General features: G+C 39.1%; 23 protein-coding genes. 4 read left to right on the forward strand and 19 right to left on the reverse strand.

Annotation, left to right across the window (positions count from 1 at the left end; genetic code table 11):
* Positions 1-4: 4 nt before the first annotated feature.
* The 7 genes from FN960_RS22685 to FN960_RS02445 all read right to left on the reverse strand — a co-directional run bounded on the left by FN960_RS22685 (position 5) and on the right by FN960_RS02445 (position 6,385).
* Positions 5-232 (reverse strand): helix-turn-helix transcriptional regulator, encoded by a 228-nt coding sequence (locus FN960_RS22685; RefSeq protein WP_185970871.1) that lies wholly within the window; start codon positions 230-232, stop codon positions 5-7.
* Between the two features lie 316 nt (positions 233-548).
* Complete coding sequence (gene rbsK / locus FN960_RS02420; protein ID WP_143846774.1) at positions 549-1,463, reverse strand: ribokinase; 915 nt, start codon at positions 1,461-1,463, stop codon at positions 549-551.
* A gap of 18 nt (positions 1,464-1,481) precedes the next feature.
* Complete coding sequence (locus FN960_RS02425; RefSeq protein WP_143846775.1) at positions 1,482-2,966, reverse strand: tripartite tricarboxylate transporter permease; 1,485 nt, start codon at positions 2,964-2,966, stop codon at positions 1,482-1,484.
* An 11-nt stretch (positions 2,967-2,977) separates the two neighbouring features.
* Positions 2,978-3,412 (reverse strand): tripartite tricarboxylate transporter TctB family protein, encoded by a 435-nt coding sequence (locus FN960_RS02430; RefSeq protein ID WP_143846776.1) that lies wholly within the window; start codon positions 3,410-3,412, stop codon positions 2,978-2,980.
* A 32-nt stretch (positions 3,413-3,444) separates the two neighbouring features.
* Entirely contained in the window at positions 3,445-4,416 is a 972-nt protein-coding gene (locus tag FN960_RS02435) for a tripartite tricarboxylate transporter substrate binding protein (RefSeq protein WP_143846777.1), read from the reverse strand.
* A 10-nt stretch (positions 4,417-4,426) separates the two neighbouring features.
* Positions 4,427-5,440 (reverse strand): LacI family DNA-binding transcriptional regulator, encoded by a 1,014-nt coding sequence (locus tag FN960_RS02440; protein ID WP_143846778.1) that lies wholly within the window; start codon positions 5,438-5,440, stop codon positions 4,427-4,429.
* Between the two features lie 36 nt (positions 5,441-5,476).
* Positions 5,477-6,385, reverse strand: a complete 909-nt coding sequence (locus FN960_RS02445) for a dihydrodipicolinate synthase family protein (RefSeq protein ID WP_143846779.1) — start codon at positions 6,383-6,385, stop codon at positions 5,477-5,479.
* A 243-nt stretch (positions 6,386-6,628) separates the two neighbouring features.
* On the opposite strand from FN960_RS02445, the gene FN960_RS02450 reads away from it, so the two are divergent.
* Positions 6,629-7,264 carry a TVP38/TMEM64 family protein gene (locus FN960_RS02450; RefSeq protein ID WP_260681895.1) on the forward strand — a complete coding sequence of 212 codons (636 nt, stop codon included), beginning with the start codon at positions 6,629-6,631 and terminating at the stop codon, positions 7,262-7,264.
* A 40-nt stretch (positions 7,265-7,304) separates the two neighbouring features.
* Here the strand turns inward: FN960_RS02450 and FN960_RS02455 are convergent, their stop codons facing one another.
* The 3 genes from FN960_RS02455 to FN960_RS02465 are packed head-to-tail and all read right to left on the reverse strand — an operon-like array spanning position 7,305 to position 10,281.
* Positions 7,305-8,519, reverse strand: coding sequence for a Zn-dependent hydrolase (locus FN960_RS02455; protein ID WP_143846780.1), 1,215 nt, complete (start codon positions 8,517-8,519; stop codon positions 7,305-7,307).
* Entirely contained in the window at positions 8,516-9,226 is a 711-nt protein-coding gene (locus FN960_RS02460) for an L-2-amino-thiazoline-4-carboxylic acid hydrolase (protein WP_260681896.1), read from the reverse strand. The genes FN960_RS02455 and FN960_RS02460 overlap by 4 nt, the downstream gene beginning before the upstream one ends.
* A gap of 56 nt (positions 9,227-9,282) precedes the next feature.
* Positions 9,283-10,281: a homoserine dehydrogenase gene (locus FN960_RS02465; protein ID WP_143846781.1), complete on the reverse strand. Its 999-nt coding sequence runs from the start codon at positions 10,279-10,281 to the stop codon at positions 9,283-9,285.
* Between the two features lie 179 nt (positions 10,282-10,460).
* Between FN960_RS02465 and FN960_RS02470 the strand changes: the two genes are divergently transcribed.
* Positions 10,461-11,525, forward strand: a complete 1,065-nt coding sequence (locus FN960_RS02470) for a tetraprenyl-beta-curcumene synthase family protein (protein ID WP_143846782.1) — start codon at positions 10,461-10,463, stop codon at positions 11,523-11,525.
* Between the two features lie 423 nt (positions 11,526-11,948).
* On the opposite strand, the gene FN960_RS02475 is transcribed toward FN960_RS02470, so the two are convergent.
* From FN960_RS02475 to FN960_RS02505, 7 genes are all read right to left on the reverse strand, one after another.
* On the reverse strand, positions 11,949-12,356 hold the full coding sequence (locus tag FN960_RS02475) for a Rok-like winged helix domain-containing protein (RefSeq protein ID WP_143846783.1): 408 nt from the start codon (positions 12,354-12,356) through the stop codon (positions 11,949-11,951).
* Positions 12,357-12,482: 126 nt separating this feature from the next.
* Positions 12,483-12,674 (reverse strand): YjfB family protein, encoded by a 192-nt coding sequence (locus tag FN960_RS02480; protein ID WP_143846784.1) that lies wholly within the window; start codon positions 12,672-12,674, stop codon positions 12,483-12,485.
* A gap of 13 nt (positions 12,675-12,687) precedes the next feature.
* Entirely contained in the window at positions 12,688-13,167 is a 480-nt protein-coding gene (locus FN960_RS02485; protein ID WP_143846785.1) for a hypothetical protein, read from the reverse strand.
* A gap of 114 nt (positions 13,168-13,281) precedes the next feature.
* On the reverse strand, positions 13,282-13,746 hold the full coding sequence (locus FN960_RS02490) for an NUDIX domain-containing protein (RefSeq protein ID WP_143846786.1): 465 nt from the start codon (positions 13,744-13,746) through the stop codon (positions 13,282-13,284).
* 335 nt (positions 13,747-14,081) lie between these two features.
* Complete coding sequence (locus FN960_RS02495; protein ID WP_143846787.1) at positions 14,082-15,188, reverse strand: response regulator aspartate phosphatase; 1,107 nt, start codon at positions 15,186-15,188, stop codon at positions 14,082-14,084.
* Between the two features lie 153 nt (positions 15,189-15,341).
* Positions 15,342-15,998: an HAD family hydrolase gene (locus tag FN960_RS02500; protein ID WP_143846788.1), complete on the reverse strand. Its 657-nt coding sequence runs from the start codon at positions 15,996-15,998 to the stop codon at positions 15,342-15,344.
* Positions 15,999-16,051: 53 nt separating this feature from the next.
* Positions 16,052-16,927, reverse strand: coding sequence for a ComEC/Rec2 family competence protein (locus tag FN960_RS02505; protein ID WP_143846789.1), 876 nt, complete (start codon positions 16,925-16,927; stop codon positions 16,052-16,054).
* A gap of 386 nt (positions 16,928-17,313) precedes the next feature.
* Here FN960_RS02505 and FN960_RS02510 point away from each other — a divergent pair, with 386 nt between their 5' ends.
* Together FN960_RS02510 and FN960_RS02515 are read left to right on the forward strand one after the other, a co-directional pair.
* The gene (locus tag FN960_RS02510) at positions 17,314-17,787 is read left to right on the forward strand and encodes a MarR family winged helix-turn-helix transcriptional regulator (RefSeq protein WP_143846790.1); all 474 of its coding nucleotides are present in this window, start codon (positions 17,314-17,316) and stop codon (positions 17,785-17,787) included.
* Positions 17,784-20,444, forward strand: a complete 2,661-nt coding sequence (locus tag FN960_RS02515; protein ID WP_143846791.1) for an MMPL family transporter — start codon at positions 17,784-17,786, stop codon at positions 20,442-20,444. The genes FN960_RS02510 and FN960_RS02515 overlap by 4 nt, the downstream gene beginning before the upstream one ends.
* A gap of 854 nt (positions 20,445-21,298) precedes the next feature.
* Here FN960_RS02515 and FN960_RS02520 read toward each other — a convergent pair.
* Positions 21,299-21,622 carry a hypothetical protein gene (locus tag FN960_RS02520; protein ID WP_143846792.1) on the reverse strand — a complete coding sequence of 108 codons (324 nt, stop codon included), beginning with the start codon at positions 21,620-21,622 and terminating at the stop codon, positions 21,299-21,301.
* A 201-nt stretch (positions 21,623-21,823) separates the two neighbouring features.
* Positions 21,824-22,918 carry a GntR family transcriptional regulator gene (locus tag FN960_RS02525; RefSeq protein ID WP_143846793.1) on the reverse strand — a complete coding sequence of 365 codons (1,095 nt, stop codon included), beginning with the start codon at positions 22,916-22,918 and terminating at the stop codon, positions 21,824-21,826.
* Between the last annotated feature and the right edge of the window lie 46 nt (positions 22,919-22,964).

The raw sequence follows: 22,964 nt of genomic DNA on the forward strand, positions 1-22,964 counted from the left end.
AGCTCTATAAATCCCAAAAGGTATCAAAGTCTACTTTAAAATCCATATCTTGAAGTGTAATGATAATTCGTCTAGCACTCCTTACGCTTGGCTCGCTGTCCTCTTTACATAATCTCCGGACAGTTTCTCTACTAACACCACACATATTCGCCATTCGTTGCTGTGTAATTTCATGTTGAGACAAAAATCGTGCAAAAGGTGTCTCAGGTACTGTTGTTGTCTGATACATCATTGCACCTCCGTGTTTTTTTCTGTCATTTATTCTATACTTTATTATAGCGCGATTGAACGTGTTCGTGGCGCGGTTTTTGCTAGTTTTCAGTTGGGAAAAAGAGTCCTCACTTTTCAAAAGAGGCTTTTTTTGAATAAAGCTAGCACAGGATAGTCTTTGCACTCTTCCTTCCATTTTGCCTGAGCTAATCAGCCATTTGCTACAATAAAAAATCCAAACAATGGCGTTTAAGCTGTCATTGTTTGGATTCCTTTGATTCCAGTACTTCAATTCAACATATTTTTTCGTAATCAGTTAAAAATGAATTGGGATAATATCATTCATTGCTTTTATACTTCAACATTTCCTGTGCAGTTGGCATACCGGATTGCGCACCAAACTTGGTTACCGAGAGAGCTGCTGCTGCATTTGCGAATGGAACGGCTTTCTCTAGCTCACTATCTTCAGCCAAAGCAACAGCAAGTGCTCCATTAAACGTATCCCCCGCACCTGTGGTATCAACAACTTCTGCATGAATTCCTACAATATTCGTATTCTCGTTGTCCTTTGCTCTTCTATAGCTAGCACCCATACTGCCTAATGTAACAACTACAGCGTCAACCGATGCAGACAGTAGCTTTTGTGTGCCTTTTATGATGTCGGTTTCACCAGTCAGTTCAGTAAGCTCTGTTTCATTTGGCGTGATGTAATGGCATAGCTCAATCAATTCGCCCGGTAGCTCTTGAGCTGGAGCAGGATTCAAAATGACTTTTACACCAAACTGTGTTGCTACACTTGCTGCATACTCTACCATCTCAAGTGGAATTTCAAGCTGTAACAGCATGATGTCCGCTTCTTTGATCACATCTACTGCGGATTCGATCTGTTCTTTAGATATCGCGTGGTTTGCACCCGGTACAATAATGATATGATTATCCTCTTCTGCTACCGTAATTTGTGCCATACCAGTAGATACTGTCTGATGTACGTTAATAAAATCTGTATTTATTTTCTCTTTTTTAAGATGTTCTAATAAAGCCTGTCCAGTATGATCATTGCCTACCGCCCCAATCATAGTCACGTCTGCTCCAAGCCTAGCTGCTGCCACGGCTTGATTGGCGCCTTTCCCTCCTGGAAACTGATCGAATCCAACGCCAGTAATCGTTTCTCCCTTCTTGGGAAAACGACTCGACTTTGTTACCATATCCATATTTATACTTCCAACAACAACAACTTTTGGTTTTACTGACACTTTGTTCACCTGCTTTATTTAATTTATAGCTTTTTTATTATTTAGAAGCTTTCTTACTATTGGTATCACCATGGATAGAAAGGCGATGATAAGTAATATAAGTGCAATAGGACTTGTAAAGAATATCATAAGACCTGCGTCCTGACTAATGACTAACGAGCGTCTAAAATTAGATTCGGCCATTGGACCTAAAATTAAAGCTAAGATTAGAGGACCGAGTGGTATTTCTAGCCTCTTAAATAATAATCCAAATAATCCTGCTATAGCCATGACCCAAACATCAAAATAAGAATTGTTGATTGCATAAGCACCAATGACACAGAAGATTACAACCGAAACCCAAATGAATTCTTGTTTAACTCTCATAACCTGTGAGAATAGTTTAGCCCCAAAAAGCCCAACAATAATAACTAATATATTTGCAACGATGAGTAAGCCGAATATTAAATGAACCATATCTAGATGATCAGTAAATAGTGCTGGCCCTGGATCTAAACCATACATCATTAATGACCCTATAAGAATAGCAGTTACGGCATCTCCGGGGAGACCTAGCGTCATCATTGTCGTAAACGCCCCTCCAATGACGGCATTATTTGAAGTGACTGATGCAGTTAACCCCCCCAATGAACCATGACCGTACTCTTTTTTTCTTTTACCTTTAGCTAAATTTTTTGATTGTTGCCATGATATAAAAGAAGCAATGTCCCCACCTGCCCCAGGAATAACACCGATAAAGGTAGAAAGCAAGGATGATAAAATAAATGGTTTCCGTATTTCTTTACGCTCTTTTTTATTAGGTATGATGCGTCCAATCTCCCTAGACTTCACATGAATATTTTGATTTTTAGAGAGTATTTGATTAAATACCTCACCAAGACCAAACAACCCAATCATGATCGGTATGAATGAAAAACCTTCTAGAAGTAATGGATGCCCGTATGTAAACCTAGGTATATTTAATATAGGGTCTAAACCTATCGTGACTATAAAAAGGCCAATAGCACCTGATATTAATCCTTTAATAATAGAATTTGATGCAACGCTAATCATAATAGATAATCCAAAAACAGCTAGTGCAAAATATTCGGCTGGTCCAAAGCTCAAAGCTACCCTGGATAAAGGCATAGCTGCAACGATTAAAAATACTGTGCTAACAAGCCCACCTAACCCTGAATATATTGCATTTATCCCCATTGCAACTCCAGCCCTACCTTGCTGTGTCAACTTATACCCATCAAAAGTAGTAGCTACTGATGCTGGTGTACCCGGCGTATTTACCAGGATTGCAGGGATACCACTTGCAAAAATAGCTGTACAATAAATAGCAATCAACATAGCAAGACCTTCTGAAGGTGCAAGCCAAAAAGTTAACGGAGTTAATACAGCAACACCCATAGTAGCAGTTAACCCTGGCAAAGCTCCAATAAATAAACCTAGGAATGTACCAAGTAACATGAATAATATAACGCTTGGTTGAAATAACTGTATGATCGTCTCCATCTTGGTACCTCCTACAAAATAATGTTCAACCCTTCAACAAAAACAAAATAGATAAATAAACTTAGTACTGATGAAGTGATAATCGATGATTTCCAATTAATTTTTAATATCTTACATAGAATAAACAAACATACAATGGATAAGAAGATGAAATTTACTTTACCTAATAAGAATATAAACAGAAAAATAATGATGTTAAATAATACAAGACTTTTTAACTTCTTTTTTTCGTTCTGATCAAAGATAGGTTTATCGCTATTATTTTTCAGTATCATGATGCTATCAAGTACAAGTAGAACGACAAGAGCAATTAGAGCAAACCTAGGAAACAGGGCTGGACCTGAATCCTCTACACCAAAACGTGTTGGAAATGTATAAGTAACAAAAAACAAGTAAACGCTTCCAAAGATAAAAGAAATATTAAAAATGAGGTTCGTTCTTTTCATTCAAAACACTCTCCAAGTAATATAATAATGATTTAATTATTCATCCTGATGGTAGGGATTAATTCATTAAAATATTCATATTGATCTATAGCAAAATTTTTAAACTCTTTACTTGGTAAATATGCTGGAGTAAGCCCCCTTGTCGAAGCAAGACTTTGAAAGGTTTCTTCATTCATTGCATTTTCAATAGCCAAGTTAAAAGCTTCAACAATCTCATTAGGAGTACCTTTAGGAGCTACGAAACCGCCCCAACCGGACATAACTAAATCAATACCCTCTTCTTTCAAAGTTGGCACATCAGGGACAAGAGGGTCTCGTTCCTCTCCCATCACAGCTAATACTTTTAAATCTCCACTATCTAATCCAGATTTAATCTCTGAGGGACTTACTGACACAGCATCAATATGCCCACCCATTAGGGAGCTAACTGCAGGTGCTGCACCTTCAAATGGGACATAATTAAAACTTACATCCATCTCTTGTGCCAAAGCCGTCCCAGCAATATGCCAAATCGACCCCGTTCCAGAATTACCTAATTGAATTTGGGAGGGATTTTCCTCTGCATAGTCAATAAATTCTTGAATGTTATCGTAAGGTGCATCAGCAGACACTGTAATTGCAGCGGGAATTGCCATTAGCCTCGCCAGATATTCAAACTCAGAAGGTTCTATATCAGCTAACTCAAGCCCCCCATACATTGCTAACTCAACAGGAACGTATCCAATACGATATCCATTAGGTGGTGCTGACATCACATCATAAATACCTATAGCGCCGGATCCACCTGTTTTATTGACAACTGTAACAGGAACCCCTAACTCTTCTTCCATTTGCGTTGCTACTGCTCTAGAAACCATATCCGATGCGCCACCAGATGCAAATGGAACAACTAAGCTAATTTGATCGGTTGGAAATGTTAATGGATCTTCTTCCTGACCAAGCATTTGACAACCACTCATTAATACTGCAGTAAAAATAAGCATAATATTTAATGGATATTTCATCTTAGTACCCTCACTTTGAACTGAGATATTTACAGCTTTCTCCTATTTCAAGTCTAGGTTTAATTACAATTTTCTTTGGTTCATATTCTTCATAAATTGTAAGCCTGTTCTTTAATAAGCTTGCACTCTCAGTCCCAATTCTTTTAAGCGGCTGAGTAATTAATGTTAATTTTGGTTTGATAAGTTCCCATTGTTCTCTGTCTCCAAAAGCAATCACAGATATGTCGTTCGGGATTGATAAGCCTTGCTCTTGGATAGCCTTCAATAAACCTATCGTCATTGTATTATTACAGCTATATATAGCTGTAGGGGGTTCTTGTAGAAGAAGTAATTCTTGTGTTTCACGGAATGCATTCTCTTCATTAAAATTTCCTTGTCTTATATATCTAGTGATCAGTAGATTTTGATTCTTCAAAGCATCAACCGCTCCATCATATCTAGCACGACCATTAGAATGATTAAGGTGACCAAATAACACAGCAATCTTCTTATGTCCAAGACTGCTTAGATAATTTATGGCTTCATAAGATCCAAAATAATTATCATCTTCAATACTATCTGTATTCACTCCATCTGTACGTCTGTCTACAGCAATAATTGGCACACCCGTGTCTTGAACATGCTGCACGAGTTCTCGATTTGATCCTGTTGGAATGATGACAAGTCCGTCTACTTGCTGCTCTAGTATAAGTTGCAGTAATTCGCGTTCCTGTTCAACATTGTCGTTATGGCTCATAAGTATCATATGACAACCAATTGAACGGATTGTTGTTTCAATCTCTTTTGCAATTGACATTAGATACGGATTACTAATATCAGATATGATGACGCCTACCTTATTTGTTCGTTCTGACTTTAAACTGCGTGCATTAGCGTTCACTTGATAACGAAGGCTTTTGACTGCAACCTGAATTCTATCAACTGTTTCTTTGCTTACATAACCTTTATGATTTAAGGCTTTAGAGACAGTACTAATTGAAACACCTGCCTCCTTGGCCACATCTTTTATTGTTACTTTTCTCATATTTATTCCTCCATCTGCATTTATTACTACAGATGATTATACACTCATGGATTTAGACTGTCTGTCTAAGCTTTTTAACTCTTCTTCTAATTCTGTTACTTGATTTTCTGATAGATTCAATTGAGGTTTTTTCATTGAACCTACGTCAACTCCTCTACTTTCTAAAGCCATTTTAAAGTAAGACATGTTAGTGCCACCTTTTAATGCAAGGCAGTATCTCTCTGCTTCTTTTTGGTAAATTTGAGCTTGTTGAATATTACCTTCTGTATATGCTTTATAAGTTGCGACAAATGGTTCTGGATACACTCCTGATATTCCTGAAACCGTTCCATCGCATCCCATTGCTAGCGCTGAAACTAAAAGTCTGTCTGTACCAGTCAGAACAGAGAAGTTTCCATCATTAATATTTGTGTAATCCGATAACTTTATGAAATCCGGATAACTATATTTAATTCCAATTACATTCACAGATCTATTCGCGATACGTTGGGCCACCTCAGGACTTAACTCATTTGCTGACGCTTGAGGAATATTGTAAAGATATACAGGAAAATCAATTGGAACTTCAGCAGCTACCCTGACATAATACTCTTCTAATTCCTCGTCATTAATTCCAAGAAAATAAGGCGTTACTATACCAATTCCATCTGCACCTATGGAATGGGCATGTTTTGCTAGCTCTATCGTACTTTCCTCTGTACTTGATCCTACATGAATATAAACTACAACTCGATTAGCAGCTTGAGCTACCACAGCCTCTGCAACCTGCTTTCTTTCGTCAACGTTTAATTTATTCATCTCACCCGTAGTACCTAAAGGAAATAGACAATTGACTCCTTTTTCAATTAAGAATTCAGTTAAACCTTTTACTTTCTCTAAATCTACGAATCCGCTTTCATTAAAGGGAGTAACCAATGCTGATGTAATGCCATAAAGTGTTTTCAACTATTCAACCTCCAGTTAATTAATTCAGGAAAACGTTTTTCTCTTATATGCAATTAATTATAGAAAATCATTGATAAATCGCTTTAAAAAACTATAAAATTTAGGAAAACGTTTTCCTGAATGCTATGATATTATTCTTTTTCAAAAAAATCAAGTGGATTTTTTCACGCCACTGTCACATAAAGAAAGATGACACTAAAAGAAATCTGCTACACTAAATAGAATGCACTATTTATGAGGTGAATGATGAAGCGTAAACTCTTTATTTTATTGTTATTTCTAACCATTGGCATATTCGTATATATATATAGGCTAGACCTTATTACATGGATTCAGTGGTACGGTGAACAATCCATTATATTAACAACAATTGCAGCTACGCTTTTTGCCTTGTTTCCAGTGATCCCATTTCCGATCATTGGTGGTATTCTCGGCGTGATGTATGGACCCGCTATCGGTAGTTTAGTGACTTGGATTGGTTCATCTGTCGCTTCTATTATTATGTTTATTGCGATCAGGTTTGGTTTCCAGGATTGGGGCAGAAGAGTGATTTCACGCTACAAATCGTTAGATCGAATCACCGCATTATTTGAACGAAATGCGTTTATGACCATTTTTATTAGCAGAATGGTTCCTGTTATTCCTTCGATTGTGGCTAACTCATATTTTGCTCTTAGTCGTGTTTCACTAGGTGTTTATTCATTAGCATCTACGATAGGAAAAATCCCTTCCATGATCCTGTTTGCAACAGTAGGCAGTACCCTGATGAACAATCCTGGTGACTTATTTATGGTTGCCATCTATTATCTTGGTTTCTTATTGGTTGTATATAGTATCTACCGCATGTGGAGCCGTAGACATCATCGTGGCACGACGTAAAAGCAGTGAGCGTATATGCCCACTGCTTTTTTTCTTTTCATCAGGTTTGATCTAATGCACGTACTGTTCGGTCAAGAATGTTTACGGCAGTCGCTACGTCATCGCTTGTGGTCCATTCCTTTGGATTGTGGCTAATCCCGTCCTTTGATCGAGCAAAAATCATCCCCATCGGCCACTTTCCAATGAACTGCATTCCGTCATGACCAGCGCCACTAGGCAACGTGATCGGTTTAATGCCTGCCTCCTCCAAACTGGTTTGAATCAGTTGTTGAATTTGTTCAGAACAAGGAGCTGGTGAGATTCGTTGCATTTCATCTATTTCTAATTCCAAATCGCGCTCATTAGCAATTTGCGCAGTTGCGTCTCGAATTTGCTTTTCCGCCTGATCTCGCACTGCTTCATCTACATGCCTTAAATCCAACGTCCATTCACTATAACCAGGAATAACATTTGTTCCCCCTGGTTTTACCGCAATTTGACCAACAGTAGCAACAAGATCTGGATGTTGAAGGGCAATCCGTTCAATCTCAGCAATGATCAAGCTTGCAGCAACTAACGTATCTCGGCGTTGATTCATAGGAGTTGATCCTGCATGTCCCGCTTCTCCTGTTAGCTTCATACGTAACCAGACTGGCCCAGCGATCCCACTGACAACTCCAGCTGGCACTTGCGCTGATTCCAATATCTTTCCTTGTTCTATATGGAGCTCAATATATGCTTTTACTTGAGTAAGTGCCGCCTCAGATACAGCCGTTGGATCGTACCCCATGGATGTCATCGCTTCATGGATTGACACACCCTCGGAATCCTGTTGTTGAAGTTGATGTTGTGTTAATGTTCCTGCAACTGCGCGACTTCCAATCATACCAAGACCAAAGCGAGACCCCTCTTCATCCTTAAATGCCATCACTTTTAAGGTATGCTTTGGCTTAATTCCTTCTTCTTGAAGTGTCTGTAGCACTTCAATACCACCCAATACACCAAGTGGCCCATCGAAGTTTCCACCATTTGGCACGCTGTCAACATGTGATCCTATGAGAATCGTCTCGTCCTTTTCTCCTTTTAGGATGCCATATAAGTTTCCGACAGAGTCATAGCCCGCTTCAAGACCCGCCTCTTCCATAAATGATTTCACCAGCTCATTTGCCGCTGCCTCTTCATCTGTATAAGAATATCTTGTTACTCCACCATCCTGCGTCTTGCCGATTGCAGAGAGCTTCTCAATTCTTTGCCATACTCGCTCTTGATTTGTCATAATTGCTTCCCCTCTTTCTTATTCATTGAAAAATGAAAATGGCAGACACCCTCATGAATGACGTATTGATCATGCTCCACTTCAAAGTCAGAGTTAAATCCCTTAGCTACAGCCGGATCAATCATCTCACAATAAAGAATGCCGTATTCACCCATTCCATCTTCAACCCATTGCTCTCCAAACGGGCACTTGGTAAAGGTTTGTTCAATATTGTTTTCTGTTAACACATTTTCAAATTCAAACAACTCACTACGACCCATATCATAATTAGACAGATAATGCTGAATAGTGTTTGGAAAACCAAGATGTGCAGCCCGATGAGCAATGCCTTCTCCACGCTCTTCACCAAATCTGCGCACCGCCTCTCGCACAGCATCTTTTCCACTATCTCCATATTGATCAACAACTTGTTTGGTTACCTCTGCAAACAACTGAGCCATCCACGCATAGATCGTGCCTTGCTCATCTACATCCTCTGCTCTCGGATCGCTTAGCAGATAATCGTTTAAACGATGTGCCGTTCCCTCCTCAGTTGCTTGATTAGAAATCTTACGTGCACGATCCCAACCAAATTGCCTGATCCCTTTTGTAATATACGGTTTTGCTTGCTGCCCAATCTGTTCAATAATTGTTGATTCCATATGGCTAAACAATTTCGCTGTTATGGTATACATCGACAGCGGTGGAAGTGGTTCCTTTTGTGTCATGTTCACCCTCCTAAATTTTACGCATCTCTTTCTACAAGTCTAACATGGTGTAGTGATCACTTTCTTCTTATATTTAGTAAGTCCTTTATTGCAGCGGCGGCGGCTCCTGTAGGACTCGAGGCTCCTCCAGAAACAAACAAATCGCCCATTTCTTCTGTACGAAAGACAATCCCTTTATTGGTGCCTTTAACTATTGAAAGTAAATGATCCTTTTCTAATAGCTCAGGTTTAACCGAAAGAGAAAGCCGATTCTCGAGTTGCTCAGCTTTCGCCACAAGCCGAATAGTTTGATTTCGTTGCTTCGCCGTGGTGACCTCTTCCTCTTTAAGAGTCTCAATCCCCACAACCTCTACGTCTGAATACGACCAGGCACCTATAAATAAACTATTTGCGAGAATAACTAGCTTGTTTGCACTATCAACACCGCACACGTCTAATGAAGGATCTGATTCTGCGATACCTTTGTTCTGTGCTTGCTGTAATGCTTCTCTATAAGTTTGATCGTCCATCATCTCTGTCAAAATATAATTACTCGTCCCATTAAGTACTGCCTCAAATCCAGTGATGGTGCTACCAGCTAAACAATACTGCCCTACATCTAATGTAGGTAAAGCTGCTGCAACAGCACCACTATATTTAAGAACGCTTTGCTTGCTTAGTGTTAATTCACTCAGTTCATGAAAGTGATGCACCAGTGCCCCTTTTGAAATCGTGACTACATCTAAACCATCTTGTAGCGCTTGTTTTATGTAGCTATAAGCAGGGTCTCCATCATTCATATTCGTAGGAGTTGCCTCTATTAATGCATCACCTTTAAATGTATAGGCGGATTGTAGATTAATTCCTTCTTGTTCAGCATATGCCCGTATACCTGACGAACCAGACCCCGCCTGTAGTAATTTTTCTAGATCCAGTCCGGCTTGATCTTCAAGTAACCCTTCCCGACCAATTATCCCGACAACTTGTAAAGTCAACGGATACCGGTCTTTATTTTTCAAAAGCAGCTCTATAAGTGCACGACTCACAGTTCCATATCCACTTATATAAAGTCTCATTTGCACATCTCTCCCTCTTCCTTCATTTCACTCTATCATATAAAATGGTATCTTTGATTCCATGTAGCCCGTATTTCATTTAAAATGAAGGTGAGCTTATCATATTGCTTGAGATTTCATACATCATCATAGATGATAGATATAATACAGAGTTTACAATTCAAAAGGAGTAAATCATTATGTCAACAACGGTTCCTTCTAACTCACTACAGATTCTTCTTCGCGCAACAAAAGAAACCATTCCAAAAGCAAGGCAGCACTTAAAAGAGTGGAAACAGGTTGGAGAACAGATTCCTGATCAAGACATCCGTGACCAAGCAACCTGGACCATTAGTGATAAGACCTTCCACTGTGAAGGTGGCAGTATTCTTGGGCTACTTGCAGGCGACAAACAGGATGCATATATTCAATTTATGGTCGCCTACCAAAGCATCTGTGATTATTTAGATACCCTATGTGATAAAAACGATGCCCATGATCAAGAAGACTTTCGTTCCATCCATCATGCGTTACTCGACAGCCTTAGTCCAGGCGAACCCTACTACGACTATTACGAGCACCGCCAACCCTTTTACGATGGCGGATACTTAAGACAATTAGTCACTACATGTAGACAAACGATTGAGACATTCCCAGGCTTTAAGAACATGCAAGAGGATATGAAAGAAGTCGCTCAATTCTACATTGACTTCCAAGTCTATAAGCACGTCGAAAAAAGCCTACGAGAGCCACTACTCATGCATTTTTATGAAACTAACAAACATCACGCTCCAGACATGCGCTGGTACGAATTTGCCTGTGGCACAGCATCGACACTTGGACTATACTGCCTTGCAGCCTATGCAGCAAAAAGTGTTCGCTCAAAAGAAGAGTCAACTCAAATTAAAGAAGCTTACTTCCCATGGCTACAAGGCTTACACATCATGCTAGACTACTTTATCGACCAAGAAGAAGACCGCGCCGAAGACGAAATGAACTTCACCAGCTACTACGAAAGCCATGAAGACCTCATCAAACGCGTCTACTTCCTAGACCAAACCGCAACAAATAAATTAAAAGAACTACCGGATGCCTCTTTCCACCTTTTAATCAAACGAGGACTCTATGCCATCTACCTCGCCGATTCCAAGGTAAAAGCACACCCACAAATGCAAAAAGACGCAAAGGCTCTTTTAAAACTCGGCGGACTACCTGCAAAATTTTTCTATTATAATCGCTGGATGTTTAAGCGGAAAACAGAATAGAATTGAAAAGAGAGCATCCCTTTTCGGGGTGCTCTCTTTTTGCGTTTTGAAACAGGGATGGTGCTTAGTAGTGGGCGTGGCGACGCTGAGTAAGGTGATAGCGCGTATGCTCGTTTTCAGTCACCGATATCCGGTTCTCTTTCCCGATATCTGCTTCTCTTTCCCGATATCCAGTCCTCTTTCCCGATATCTGCTCCTCTTTCTCGATATCCGTTCCTCTTTCCCGATATCGCCGGCTCTTCCCCGATATCTGCTCCTCTTCCCCGATATCTGCTCCTCTTCCCCGATATCCGTTCCTCTTTCCCGATATCCGCTTCTCTTTTTTCTCGTTTTTTCCAGTATATTTACTAATTACAGTTTAAGTAAAAATAAAATAAAACCCTCCCGCTATGTAGCGAAAGGGCATCGTCTCATTTATTATGATTAATCTTCTAGGGCCTCATATGCATATCGACCACGGTATGGTTTCGTAATGTGTTTATTTTCTTCTACGATTTTATTTAACATAACGTATAACGAGCTCTCATTATAAACGATATTATTTCGCTCGAGCTCTGCCCCTATTTCTTTTGCATTTAAAGAAAGAGTAGAGTTTTTTAGTGTTTTCACAATAAAGGGTTCAATAATATCTCGCTTAGCTCGGATAGGTCTTTGCTGTTCATTTGTTGGCTTGGGTGTCGTTTCAATGTAAGAATCTGAATCTCCCGTTTCTTCCATGGCATCTAGCTCTCTTAAGCGGTTGTAAATAACATTAAACTCTTCTGCGCTTGCTTTTCTTTCTTCATAAATTTGTTCCATTCGTTGTTTGAGTGCGTCTCGTTCTGTATACAAGTAATTCGTCTCCTTTCTCGTTCCCACTTATATTCTACAAAAAATATGCGTTACGCGTAAATATAAAATTTTAGAAAAATTATAGAAATTTCATCCAATATAATAAAAACAGAGGCATAGCCTCTGCTAAACTTGAATATCAAAGTTCCGACCCAATTGAGGATGGGGACTAGGAGCTGACGACGTTGTCTCCATCAAATTCTGAATGGCTTTCCCCTGCTGCTCCGCTGTACCCATCGCTTGCTTCATAACAGCTACAGACACTTGCTGTTGCACATTAGCTTGACTCATGGCCATTGATAATAAAGCAATATCCAAAACCCCCCCTCCTTCAGTTCGCTTTATTTACTACTTCAAAACCTTCATTTCGTTCGCTCACGATTAATTGTTGTCCTTTTTTAGAAACCGTCCATCCATCAGGTAAACCTGGGAGATAACTCATCGCTGTTTCATTATATATAATTACATCATGGTACGAATCTCTCTTCAACTCATTTAACATTTTCTGTAACGCAAAGTGAATACCATTTGCTTCTACTAAAAATAAGGCTTTTTCCTCTTCAGATATCGCCTTCATCCGAATCTCATCCCGATGTTTATCAATAGTCACACAAAGACTAGAAAGGTAATCGCAAAATTCACTAAGAACGAGCTGAATAAACTCATCGCCATTCTTATACGCTTGTTCATTTCGAGAATACTTTCTAAGCAAGCTTGCAATTGTTTTAATAAAATGAGTATGCCCTTTAGCAGCCGCTAAAGACTTGGTAATGGAAGAGGCATGGAATAAAGCATCTTCTCTACTAATCATCGTGAAAACCCCTTCAAATTTTTAAAAAGACTCCGTTTTACATATTAAGTCAAAATATCCGTTTCTACATACTATATCGTCTATTATTTATATAATTTGAAGGGCTGCGGGAATCTATTGAATGTCTTGCTCCTTAATATAGGGGATATATTTTGGGGTTTTTGCGTGAATAATTAAATGAGTGCTTAAATTAGGGTAAAGCTTTATTTGACTCAATTGACATAGGGGCATCCATACAACACCTATTTGATAAGGATCTGGATTAGCAGGTAATTCAGGCTTTTGATCATCCATTATCCTGCATTTAAAAATAAATTGTAAAGAAGGACAATCTCCATAACGAGATTCATTTAGATGGGGTAAATATTCATAGACAAACGCCAACCCACCAACAATAACATCAACTGAAGCCTCCTCCTTCAATTCACGTTTGAGCGCTTCGTCTAGTGATTCTTCGAAGTGAATACCTCCACCCGGAAGATTATAATGAAATCCACTTTCATCCTGATATTTAATCAGTAAAATAGCATCGTCTTGAATAATAAACGCACCAGCTCGCACCCGAAAAGATGAAGACATGTTTAATCTCCCTTGCTAATGAGTCTTTTTTTATATTAAATGGAATGTAGTAAGGAGGCTCTTTTTAAAAGCTAAGCAGGTGTTACAGGGAGGCATTTGAAAAAATCGGCCAGCCAAAAGATACAGCAAGATTAATTGTCTTTAAGCTGGGCCTATTCAGAGTGAGTTACAGAAAAGGTATTCATTCTGAGGATTAAATTTAGAAGCGAGGAATGACACTAATTATTGATAATCACCTTTGTCAGATGGATAAAAAACATTTGTAGTATCAGTCCCACTTAAGCTTGTAACACTTACTAAACCTAATACTAAAAATGTAGCCAAAATAAATTTTTTCATTGTATTTCCTCCAGTATTTTAATATTATTTGGCGTATGATGAGCCTTCTTAAGATACACAAAAGCATTGAAATAATCTTTGTTTTTTTCAAAGTAATCCGCAACTTCTTCTGACATCTCTGAAAATTCAAAAAATAATTCGTTCTCATATAACATTTCTAAACCTTCGTTAATAATCTCTATTCGATGTTCTTGATACAACCCTCTTGTTATATTTGCTTTAGCAATTTGTTCAATCATATTATACTCTAATGCTTTTTCTTCTGCTTGATCTAATATTTTTTTAGCTTTTTGATGTTGATCTAATCGATAGAGAGTATTTGCCAAATTATATTTATTTCGAACTTCTGTTACAGTACCTTCAATCTCCGAAATACTTAAACTTTCAATTAAATAACTTTTAGCTTCTATTAATTTTTTCTGTCTTATTCTATTTAAAGCCAGTCCCCTTTTTACAATAATGTCTGTGTAAGGGTACAAATGTGACTTCTCAGTAATTTGATTATAAATTTCTTCTGCTTTTTCATATTGATTTAATTCGGTAGCTATATAAGCCAGTATTAGATGCCCGTTTAAAATTTTCTCTTCATATTTCGATCCTGATTCACTAAAAATCTCCATAGACTTCTTTGTGAATTTAACAGCACTAGTAAAATCATCTAATCTATAATGACAAAATCCATATATTCCATAGAACTCTCCCTTTTCATAAACATCATTGACATTATGAAGATAACGGGAAGCAATCTCAAATATTCTAACGGCTGATTTGAATCTAGATTTATATACCTCATACATAGCTGTCATAAAGTAATACAAATATTTTAATCGTTCATCTGACGCTTCAGAATCAATCTTCATATTTTCTAACTCTTCGGGTGTAACTTCCATATTTAACTTTTTCAACATAAATTCATGCCTAAGTTTTACAAGCTTATAATGAGTCCCAACTAACTTATGTTCTCTATGTTCTCGCATTTGTGATATTAACTCATCAACGTTCTTTTTACACTCTTCTGCTTGTTCAACATCATTTTCTACAATACAACTATACCATTCAACAAGCTTAGATCCGACCAACTCTGGTGCGACAAGCGTTTCCATTCATGTTCCTCCCTTCTTCTCAGATATTATATTAATATTCAGTTTACATTAATATACTTTTTATACGTTTCCCAATATTTCTTAATTATTATTAATTAATGTACAGATCTTTATGTTTGAAAAAGATTTTTATAAGAAATTCGTAATTCCTGTCTATTTACTGAGGATTTTTATTTCTGATAAAACTTGATATAAGTCTGAACAAGATGTATCAATATCAGGGTGTACTTGGGCTGGACCCATCAGAATCGTTTTCATTCCTAAAGTTTTAGATGGTACGATATCCTTAGTCAGACTGTCACCTACAAAAATAGCTTGCTGTGGAGTTGCCTGTAAATTTCCCAACCCATGTAGAAATATGGATAGATCAGGCTTTTTTCGCCCAAAATCTTGCGAAGTCACAATATTATCTACTAAATGTAAGATGCCCAATTCTTTTATATTCTCTCTTTGAAATGAATCGCGCCCATTTGTGATGATGCCAATTTTATACTGATTCCGCTTGAGAGTTTGTAAGCATTCAATTAGACCTGGAATGCCAATACAGGCAGCTGGAAAATGTTGATCTAGGTGCGCTACTAGGGGTGAAAGGAGGGTTCTGTCCATTAAAAAGGTATCTATTAATTTGCCATACACCGTCTCTTTAGATTGGACTTGATGATGTTGCTTCACAAATTCTATTACGAAGGGTTCAAGTTCCGTATAGTCATGTAAGGAAAAGCTATCATATTGATGACGTGCAAATTGTTTTAAAGATAGGTCCTTATCTAACAGAGTTTGATCGAGATCAAATAAAATGGCGTTCCTCATATATACTCTCCCCCTATCTGTAAGAAAAGGGCCCAATATTGGACCCTCCACTTTTAATCATTGGCAGTATCCACTTCAAACGTTGTGCCATCCGTTCGTATGGTTATCGTGCCATCTTCTATTGTTCCAAATATCTCTGCTCCCGTAGCTTCTACTCGAGAGAGTGCCGTTGCGCCTGGGTGACCGTAGCTATTTTTTTCACCAGCGGAGTAAACAGCTACTTCAGGCAAGACCTCATTCATAAAAAAATCATGGCTTGAGGTATTTGACCCGTGATGCCCCATATGATAGATGTCTGCTGATAACGAGATGCCTGTATTAACCATTGCTTGTTCAGCTGGCCTTTCAGCGTCTCCGGTAAATAAGAAGCTGACATCACCGTAGTGCATAATAAAGCTAATCGAATCGTTGTTTAAATTACCTGTTAATTCTTCACCAGGATTTAACACGTCAAACTGTAGCGCTCCAAATTGATAGGTTTCTCCTGCAATGGGTTCAACGACATTCGCATCTGATGCGAGAAGGGCGTCGACCAATCGTTCAAATACCTGAGAAGTCGTTTCATTTCCATCAATCCATACTTCTTCAGGATTGTATTCTTCTACTATTAAGTCGCCATTTCCTATATGATCGGCATGAGGGTGTGTGAAAATAACTAGATCAAGAGAATCGATGGCTAATTCGTCTAGATGGTCGAAGATTACTCGTTGATCATGTCTGCCTGAGTCAATTAGCACCGTTGCCTCATCTGTCTGTACCAAAGTAGCATCGCCCTGACCAACGTCTAAGAAAGAAACAACGGTCTCTCCTTCAACCATTGAGTCTGCTCCCTTGGCTGAATCAAGCATAAACATTTGTTCTAGTTCACTGCATCCACTTATAACTAGTAAGCTCGCAGCGAGTAATAGCCCAACTAATTTTTTCTTCATACATTAAATCCTCCTGTTTATCTAAGGTGTCTATGAACTAAGCATATCAGAGAGGTCACTTGTATGAGAAGGTCTTTTAACATGGGAAAAAGCTCCCGATATTTATCAGGAGCTTCAAAGGTGATAAAACATTTATCTTAAAAACATCAGGTACCATCCTCCTTACCCTTTACTTGCTCCGCCGGTCTTTGTTAACCTGACATATTTTCATCTTCTAATGAATAATCCTTACAGATTTATTTTTAACCTAATTATTTCGTAGCACTAAATAAATGATTACTGTTTCCTGATTTAATAAAATCTTCAATTGGCCAAATTATCTCTTGCACTATTTTAGTTTAGGGGTTAAACTAAATCCACTATATTAGTTTAGGGGGTGAACTACTTTGAGAAACCAGCTTTCAGAGGCAATAGGTTTATATTGTGAAATTATGGTCTATGGTCAACAGCAGTTTTTTAAGGAGCTAGCCTCCAAGGATGTAAAGGTCATGTCCTTTGAGCAGGTTGATTTATTAAGCATTCTTGATTCACAGGGTCCACTTACTTCAAAGGAAATTGCCTCCTTTCAAGGCCTACACAAAAGTGCAATCTCAGCTCGATTAAAGAAGCTTGAACAAAATGGCTTAGTTTGGTTTAGGCGATCTGAAGACGATTATCGGGTGAAATATGCTGAACTCACTGCTGAAGGAATAAAAGAAATGGAACAATGTGAGCAAATTATGCTCGATTACTTCGGAAATCTGTTTAGTGATTTTAAAGAAGAAGACTTGTCTTATTTTATTGAGATGCTAGGCAAAGTAAGAGAACGCCTTCTAACACATACCCCAATACAAAAGAATAAAGGTGAGGACGAAACATGAGTTTGATATTACGGTATAAGTGGGGCATTGCCTCTGCATTAGTCATTTTAGCTGTTTTGTTATTTTTTCTTGCGCCGCCATTGGCAGACCTTGTGGAGGAAAAAGGTTCTGTTCAGCTTGCTGATACGTTTAGCTCAAGTAAAGCCTCGGCTATCCTTGACAATGCTGGTGAGAGTGAAGAAACGATTAGTGTTGTCCTTGAATTTGATCAGTCATTTGATGAGCAAGAAGATGACGTTCAGAGCTTAATTGAAGAAATCGAGAGCGGCACTTATCCTGTGGATGTTGATGTGATTTCCTTGTTTGATTCAGATGAGATTAAAGACCAGCTTGTGTCTGAAGATAACAGTGTGGCTCTCATTCCAATTACGATTGATGGCAGCAGTGATGATGCTGTGGCGATTGGCGAGCAGCTCCAATCCTTGTCTATGACGGATGGCGAAGTATACATTACTGGTGAGGCCTTAATTAATCACGATGTAGATGTTACTTCACAGGAAGGCTTAGCCAAAACAGAGATTATTACAGTCATTTTAATTTTTGTTTTATTACTCGTTGTGTTCAGGGCCCTTGTTACACCACTTGTGCCGTTATTATCTGTTGGCTTAACATATTTAATCAGTCAATCCATCGTCGCTTTTTTGGCGGATTGGTTTGATTTTCCGATATCTAATTACACGCAAATCTTTTTGGTCGCCGTGTTATTTGGAATTGGAACGGATTATTGTATTCTTTTGTTAAGTCGTTATAAAGAGGAATTAGCTGCCGGTCATGATATCCAAAAAGCTATCTTAACAACGTATCGTACAGCTGGTAAAACGCTTTTCTATAGTGGGCTTGCCGTGTTTATTGGATTTGCAGCCATTGGCTTTGCGGATTTTGCCATCTATCAATCCGCTGTTGGTGTAGCTGTGGGCATTGCCGTGTTGCTACTTGTTTTATATACATTTGTTCCATTTCTGATGGCTGTGTTAAAAGAAAAATTGTTCTGGCCATCAAAGAAAGTAGGATCACACGCTGACAATCGCCTATGGGGTGCTTTGGGCAAGCTTTCTATCTTCCGCCCAGTGATTTCTCTACTAGTGGTTGCCGTTATAACCGTTCCTTTTCTAATCATATATAATCATAATATTTCCTTTAATAACGTGGATGAAATTAGCGCAGATGCTAACTCTGTAAAAGGGTTACGTGCCATTGAATCTGGTTTTGGTATTGGCAACGCTCTTCCGGTTTCTATCATTATTGATAGCGAAGATGACATGGTCACTCCAGAAAACCTTGCGCATATCGAAGCATTATCTAGATTTGTAGCAGGCTTAGATGAAGTTGATCAAGTAGTTGGTTTAACTCGTCCAGCAGGAGAAGAGTTAGATGAGCTGTACGTAGACAATCAACTTAATGAGTTAAGTGAAGGCTTAAACGATGCCGTATCCGGTACCGAAGATATGCAAGACGGTTTGCAACAAATTTCAGAGCAGCTGCGACAAATTAGTAATCAGGTTTCTGGCAGCACAGATTCAGATGCAGGAGGTTCATTATCAGAGGCTGCAACAGGTCTTAGTCAATTAAGCGAACAGCTTGGTATGGTCTCTATGCAGCTTGAACAAACTCAAGATATTCAGACGGCTTCTGCACAGCTGGCAGCCATTCAACAAAATTTACAACAGATTAGTGCAGGGCTCTCCCAGGGTTCAGCTGAGCTTGAAGGTGCTAGCGCACAAATAGGTGAGCTCTCAGCTGGTCTATCTCAGTTAGCTGACGGAGTAGATGAGGTGAATACAGGCTTAAGCGAGCTTCAAAGCGGCCTTGAGGATGCTGTAGAATTTTCATCTAATTTGGCTAACGCTGAGTATGTACGTGGCACAGGGGTTTATATTCCTGATGAATTGTTAGAAAACGAGGATTTCCAAGAGATCATCGACATGTACACATTCACAGACGGAACCGGGTTAAGCTTGGAGGTAAGCCTTAAAGACGACCCTTATTCCGTAGAGGCCATTGAAGCTACTCGAGAAATAAAAGCTGCTGTGAATCAATTTGTGCAAGGTACACCTTTACAGGACATGGAGATTGAGTTTTCCGGGGTTTCCAGCACAAACAGCGACCTTGAAGAGATCTCATCTGCTGACTTTAATCGAACGGTGATCATTATCTTGGCGGGATTATTTTTAACATTGATGGTACTGCTTCGTTCGTGGACGCAACCTTTGGTGATTATCGCGGGACTCGTTCTATCCTACTATACCTCTCTTGGTATTACTGAGCTGGTGTTTGTTCATATTATGGGTTATTCCGGCATTAGCTGGGCTGTTCCATTCTTCGGTTTTGTCATGCTTATTGCTTTAGGTGTTGATTACTCTATCTTCCTTTTTGACCGTTATCAAGAGGAAAAACGTATAGGGGTCCGTGAAGGGTTAATGAAATCCATGGTTAAAATGGGATCAGTTATTATTACTGCGGCCATTATTCTCTCTGGAACATTCGGCGCGATGATGCCATCTGGAGTACTTTCCCTAATGCAAATTGGGACCGTTGTGGTAAGTGGACTAATGTTATTTGGTCTAGTCATCCTTCCTTTATTTATTCCAGCTATTATTAGCTTAGGAGAAGGTAAGGATCGAACTAGTAAAACAGAATATGAAAAAAAGGCCTTGTGATAACAAGGACCCTGATATGAAATGATTCTGGGACAAAAGAATTATTACTAATCTAAAAGCTGAAGAATGTTGGAGTCTCTCCATTCATTGTTCAGCTTTTTTATTGTACAAATAAGGATAGATGTTACTCCATAAATACACTTCACACGCTTAAGTACATAGAAGAATTGGAGGTTATCTGAGTAACAGTTCTTCGGTTGTCGCTTCCGAAAATGGGGGCATGCTTACAGAGGGAGTACCTGAGCAACTGGCCTCGCCCTTTTATCTCAATGAACCTTTTCATCCCGCAGGTGTCAGCCCACCATTTTCGTCCGCTTGGTGAGAGTGGTGGCATCAAGTATATGAGAGATGACTTACGTGGAGTCCAGATAACTTTTCAACTTATTTACTTGCAGATGTACATAAGGAAATTGGGGCAAGTCTGAGTATGAGTTCTTCGATCTTCGCTCCCGAAAATGGGGTACACTTACCGAGGGAGTACCTGTACTAACGGGCTTCGCCATCTTATACAATGAACCTTTTTACCGAGGTTACTGAAAAAGAAGCTTTATATGATAGTGAACCTTCTATCAAACAAAAAAACAACCCTCATTTCTTTAGACAGGAATGATGGTCATTTGTCTGATCGGGAATAAGAGCGGAAGGAGAAAACGCAGACTCCTACGGAACAGAACGAGTCTGAAGACATTGAAGTGGCGCCCTTCCACTTCAAGGGCTGAGGCCGTTCCCGTGGAAAGCGAAGTTTTCTCCTGTAGCGGTGCTTAAGCTCATTTCTAGATGACTTTTTCAGTAGCCTCGTTTTATCCCACAGCTATCTCATACTCTGACATTATTTGATCCCCCTATGTTGTGTACTATAAAGATTGAATATAGAAATAAGCAATTACTACCGCTGCTGCGATAATAGCAAGCAGGACGACCGTACACCCGCACCCTAGGCCTCCGCCACGATTTCCCCGACCATAATATGTATCACGTCGATGGCTTCCATATCCACGATTCCCTCCAAAAAAACCTCCTCCCGAACGACGGTAGCTACTTTTTGAGGATGAAGTAATTCGTGCATTTCTATTTGCGGAAGGACGATTTGAAGAAGGGCGTCTGCTGCTTGAGCTACTGGACGACCGACGGCTGGAGCTCGAGCCTCTTGAACGATTTGACGATGGTCTTCTTGACATACTATTCACCTCCATTCATCACTTTAACTTTTTTACCTATAGACTGTTTATTGCAAAAGTAAACCTATTTCTCCAAATGCAATCAAAATATTCCATCATTATCCTCTATGTATGTCCCTGCATTTCTTTACGATTCAAATTCCATTTGGTTCCACCTAAACATCGCAACAAAAAAAGCCCGCTACCTTTGCGGACTTTTTCTTATATTGATTTTGTTGATTGGCGCTTGATAAGTTTAGGCTTATAAATCATAGATTCAAATGTCTTCTCATTAGGTTCCTGATGATTTTCGATGAGACCAATAATCATTTCAGCTGCCCTTTCGCCCATCTTTTGCTTCGGATGATCAATCGAGGTTAGTTTTACTTCTGTTGCTGTTGCTAAATAAGAATTATCAAAGCCGACAATGGAGATATCATCGGGAACTGACACTTTATTAAGGCGAAGCACGTCTAGAAGGTTAACAACTAACTGATCATTATAGGCGACGATGGCTGTCGGGTGACGGTTTTCATCCTCGAGAATACTCTCTAGCGTTTCTTTAGGTTTATTCGCTTTGCTTTCTGAGTCATAATCAATGATATTCTCAGGCAGAATTGGTAGCTGGTGCGCGCGATGTGCTTTTATGTAGCCCTTTTTACGTTTAGCACCTTGTCTATCATCTGTCTTAAAGAAACCGAGGATATCCTTATGCCCTTGCTTAATAAGGTGCTCGGTTTGCATAAAACCGCCTTTTTCGTCATCCATAATCAAGCAAAGTGGATCCAGCTCATCATAGAATGCATTAATCATCACATATGGAATGTTTGCACGCTCTAAACTAAAATAATAGTTAATATTTGGATTGTTTAGCGCACTTTTTGTTGGTTCAATAATGGCTGCATCCACACCTAGAGATAAAACCATTTCAAGTACTTTCTTTTCTGTCTCTACATCATTATTCGTACTATATAAGCTAACCTGATATCCTTTTTTGGCGAGATATGGTTCGGCACCTCGAATGATTAAAGGAAAAATATAGTCGGAAATATAGGTGGTGATGATCGCAATATTCTTTTGATTCACTGATTTCGCTTTATCGATGGAGCGGTCCGCACAATATGTACCAGACCCTTGAGAGCGATAGAGCCAGCCATCCTTAACCAAGTCTCCTAAGGCAACCCGAACGGTATGTCGACTGACTCCAAATTCTTTCATAAACATGCTCTCGGAACCTATCTTTTTGTGTGGCGTATAGGTTCCGTCTAAGATACGAGACTTCACTACTTCGATAATTTTGCTATATTTTGTTTGCATATGGATGACCTCAATTCTAAAAGACACTTATACGCATAGGCTACCA

It is taken from the genome of Alkalicoccobacillus porphyridii (assembly GCF_007293315.1).
Taxonomy (GTDB): Bacteria; Bacillota; Bacilli; order Bacillales; family Bacillaceae_D; genus Alkalicoccobacillus; species Alkalicoccobacillus porphyridii.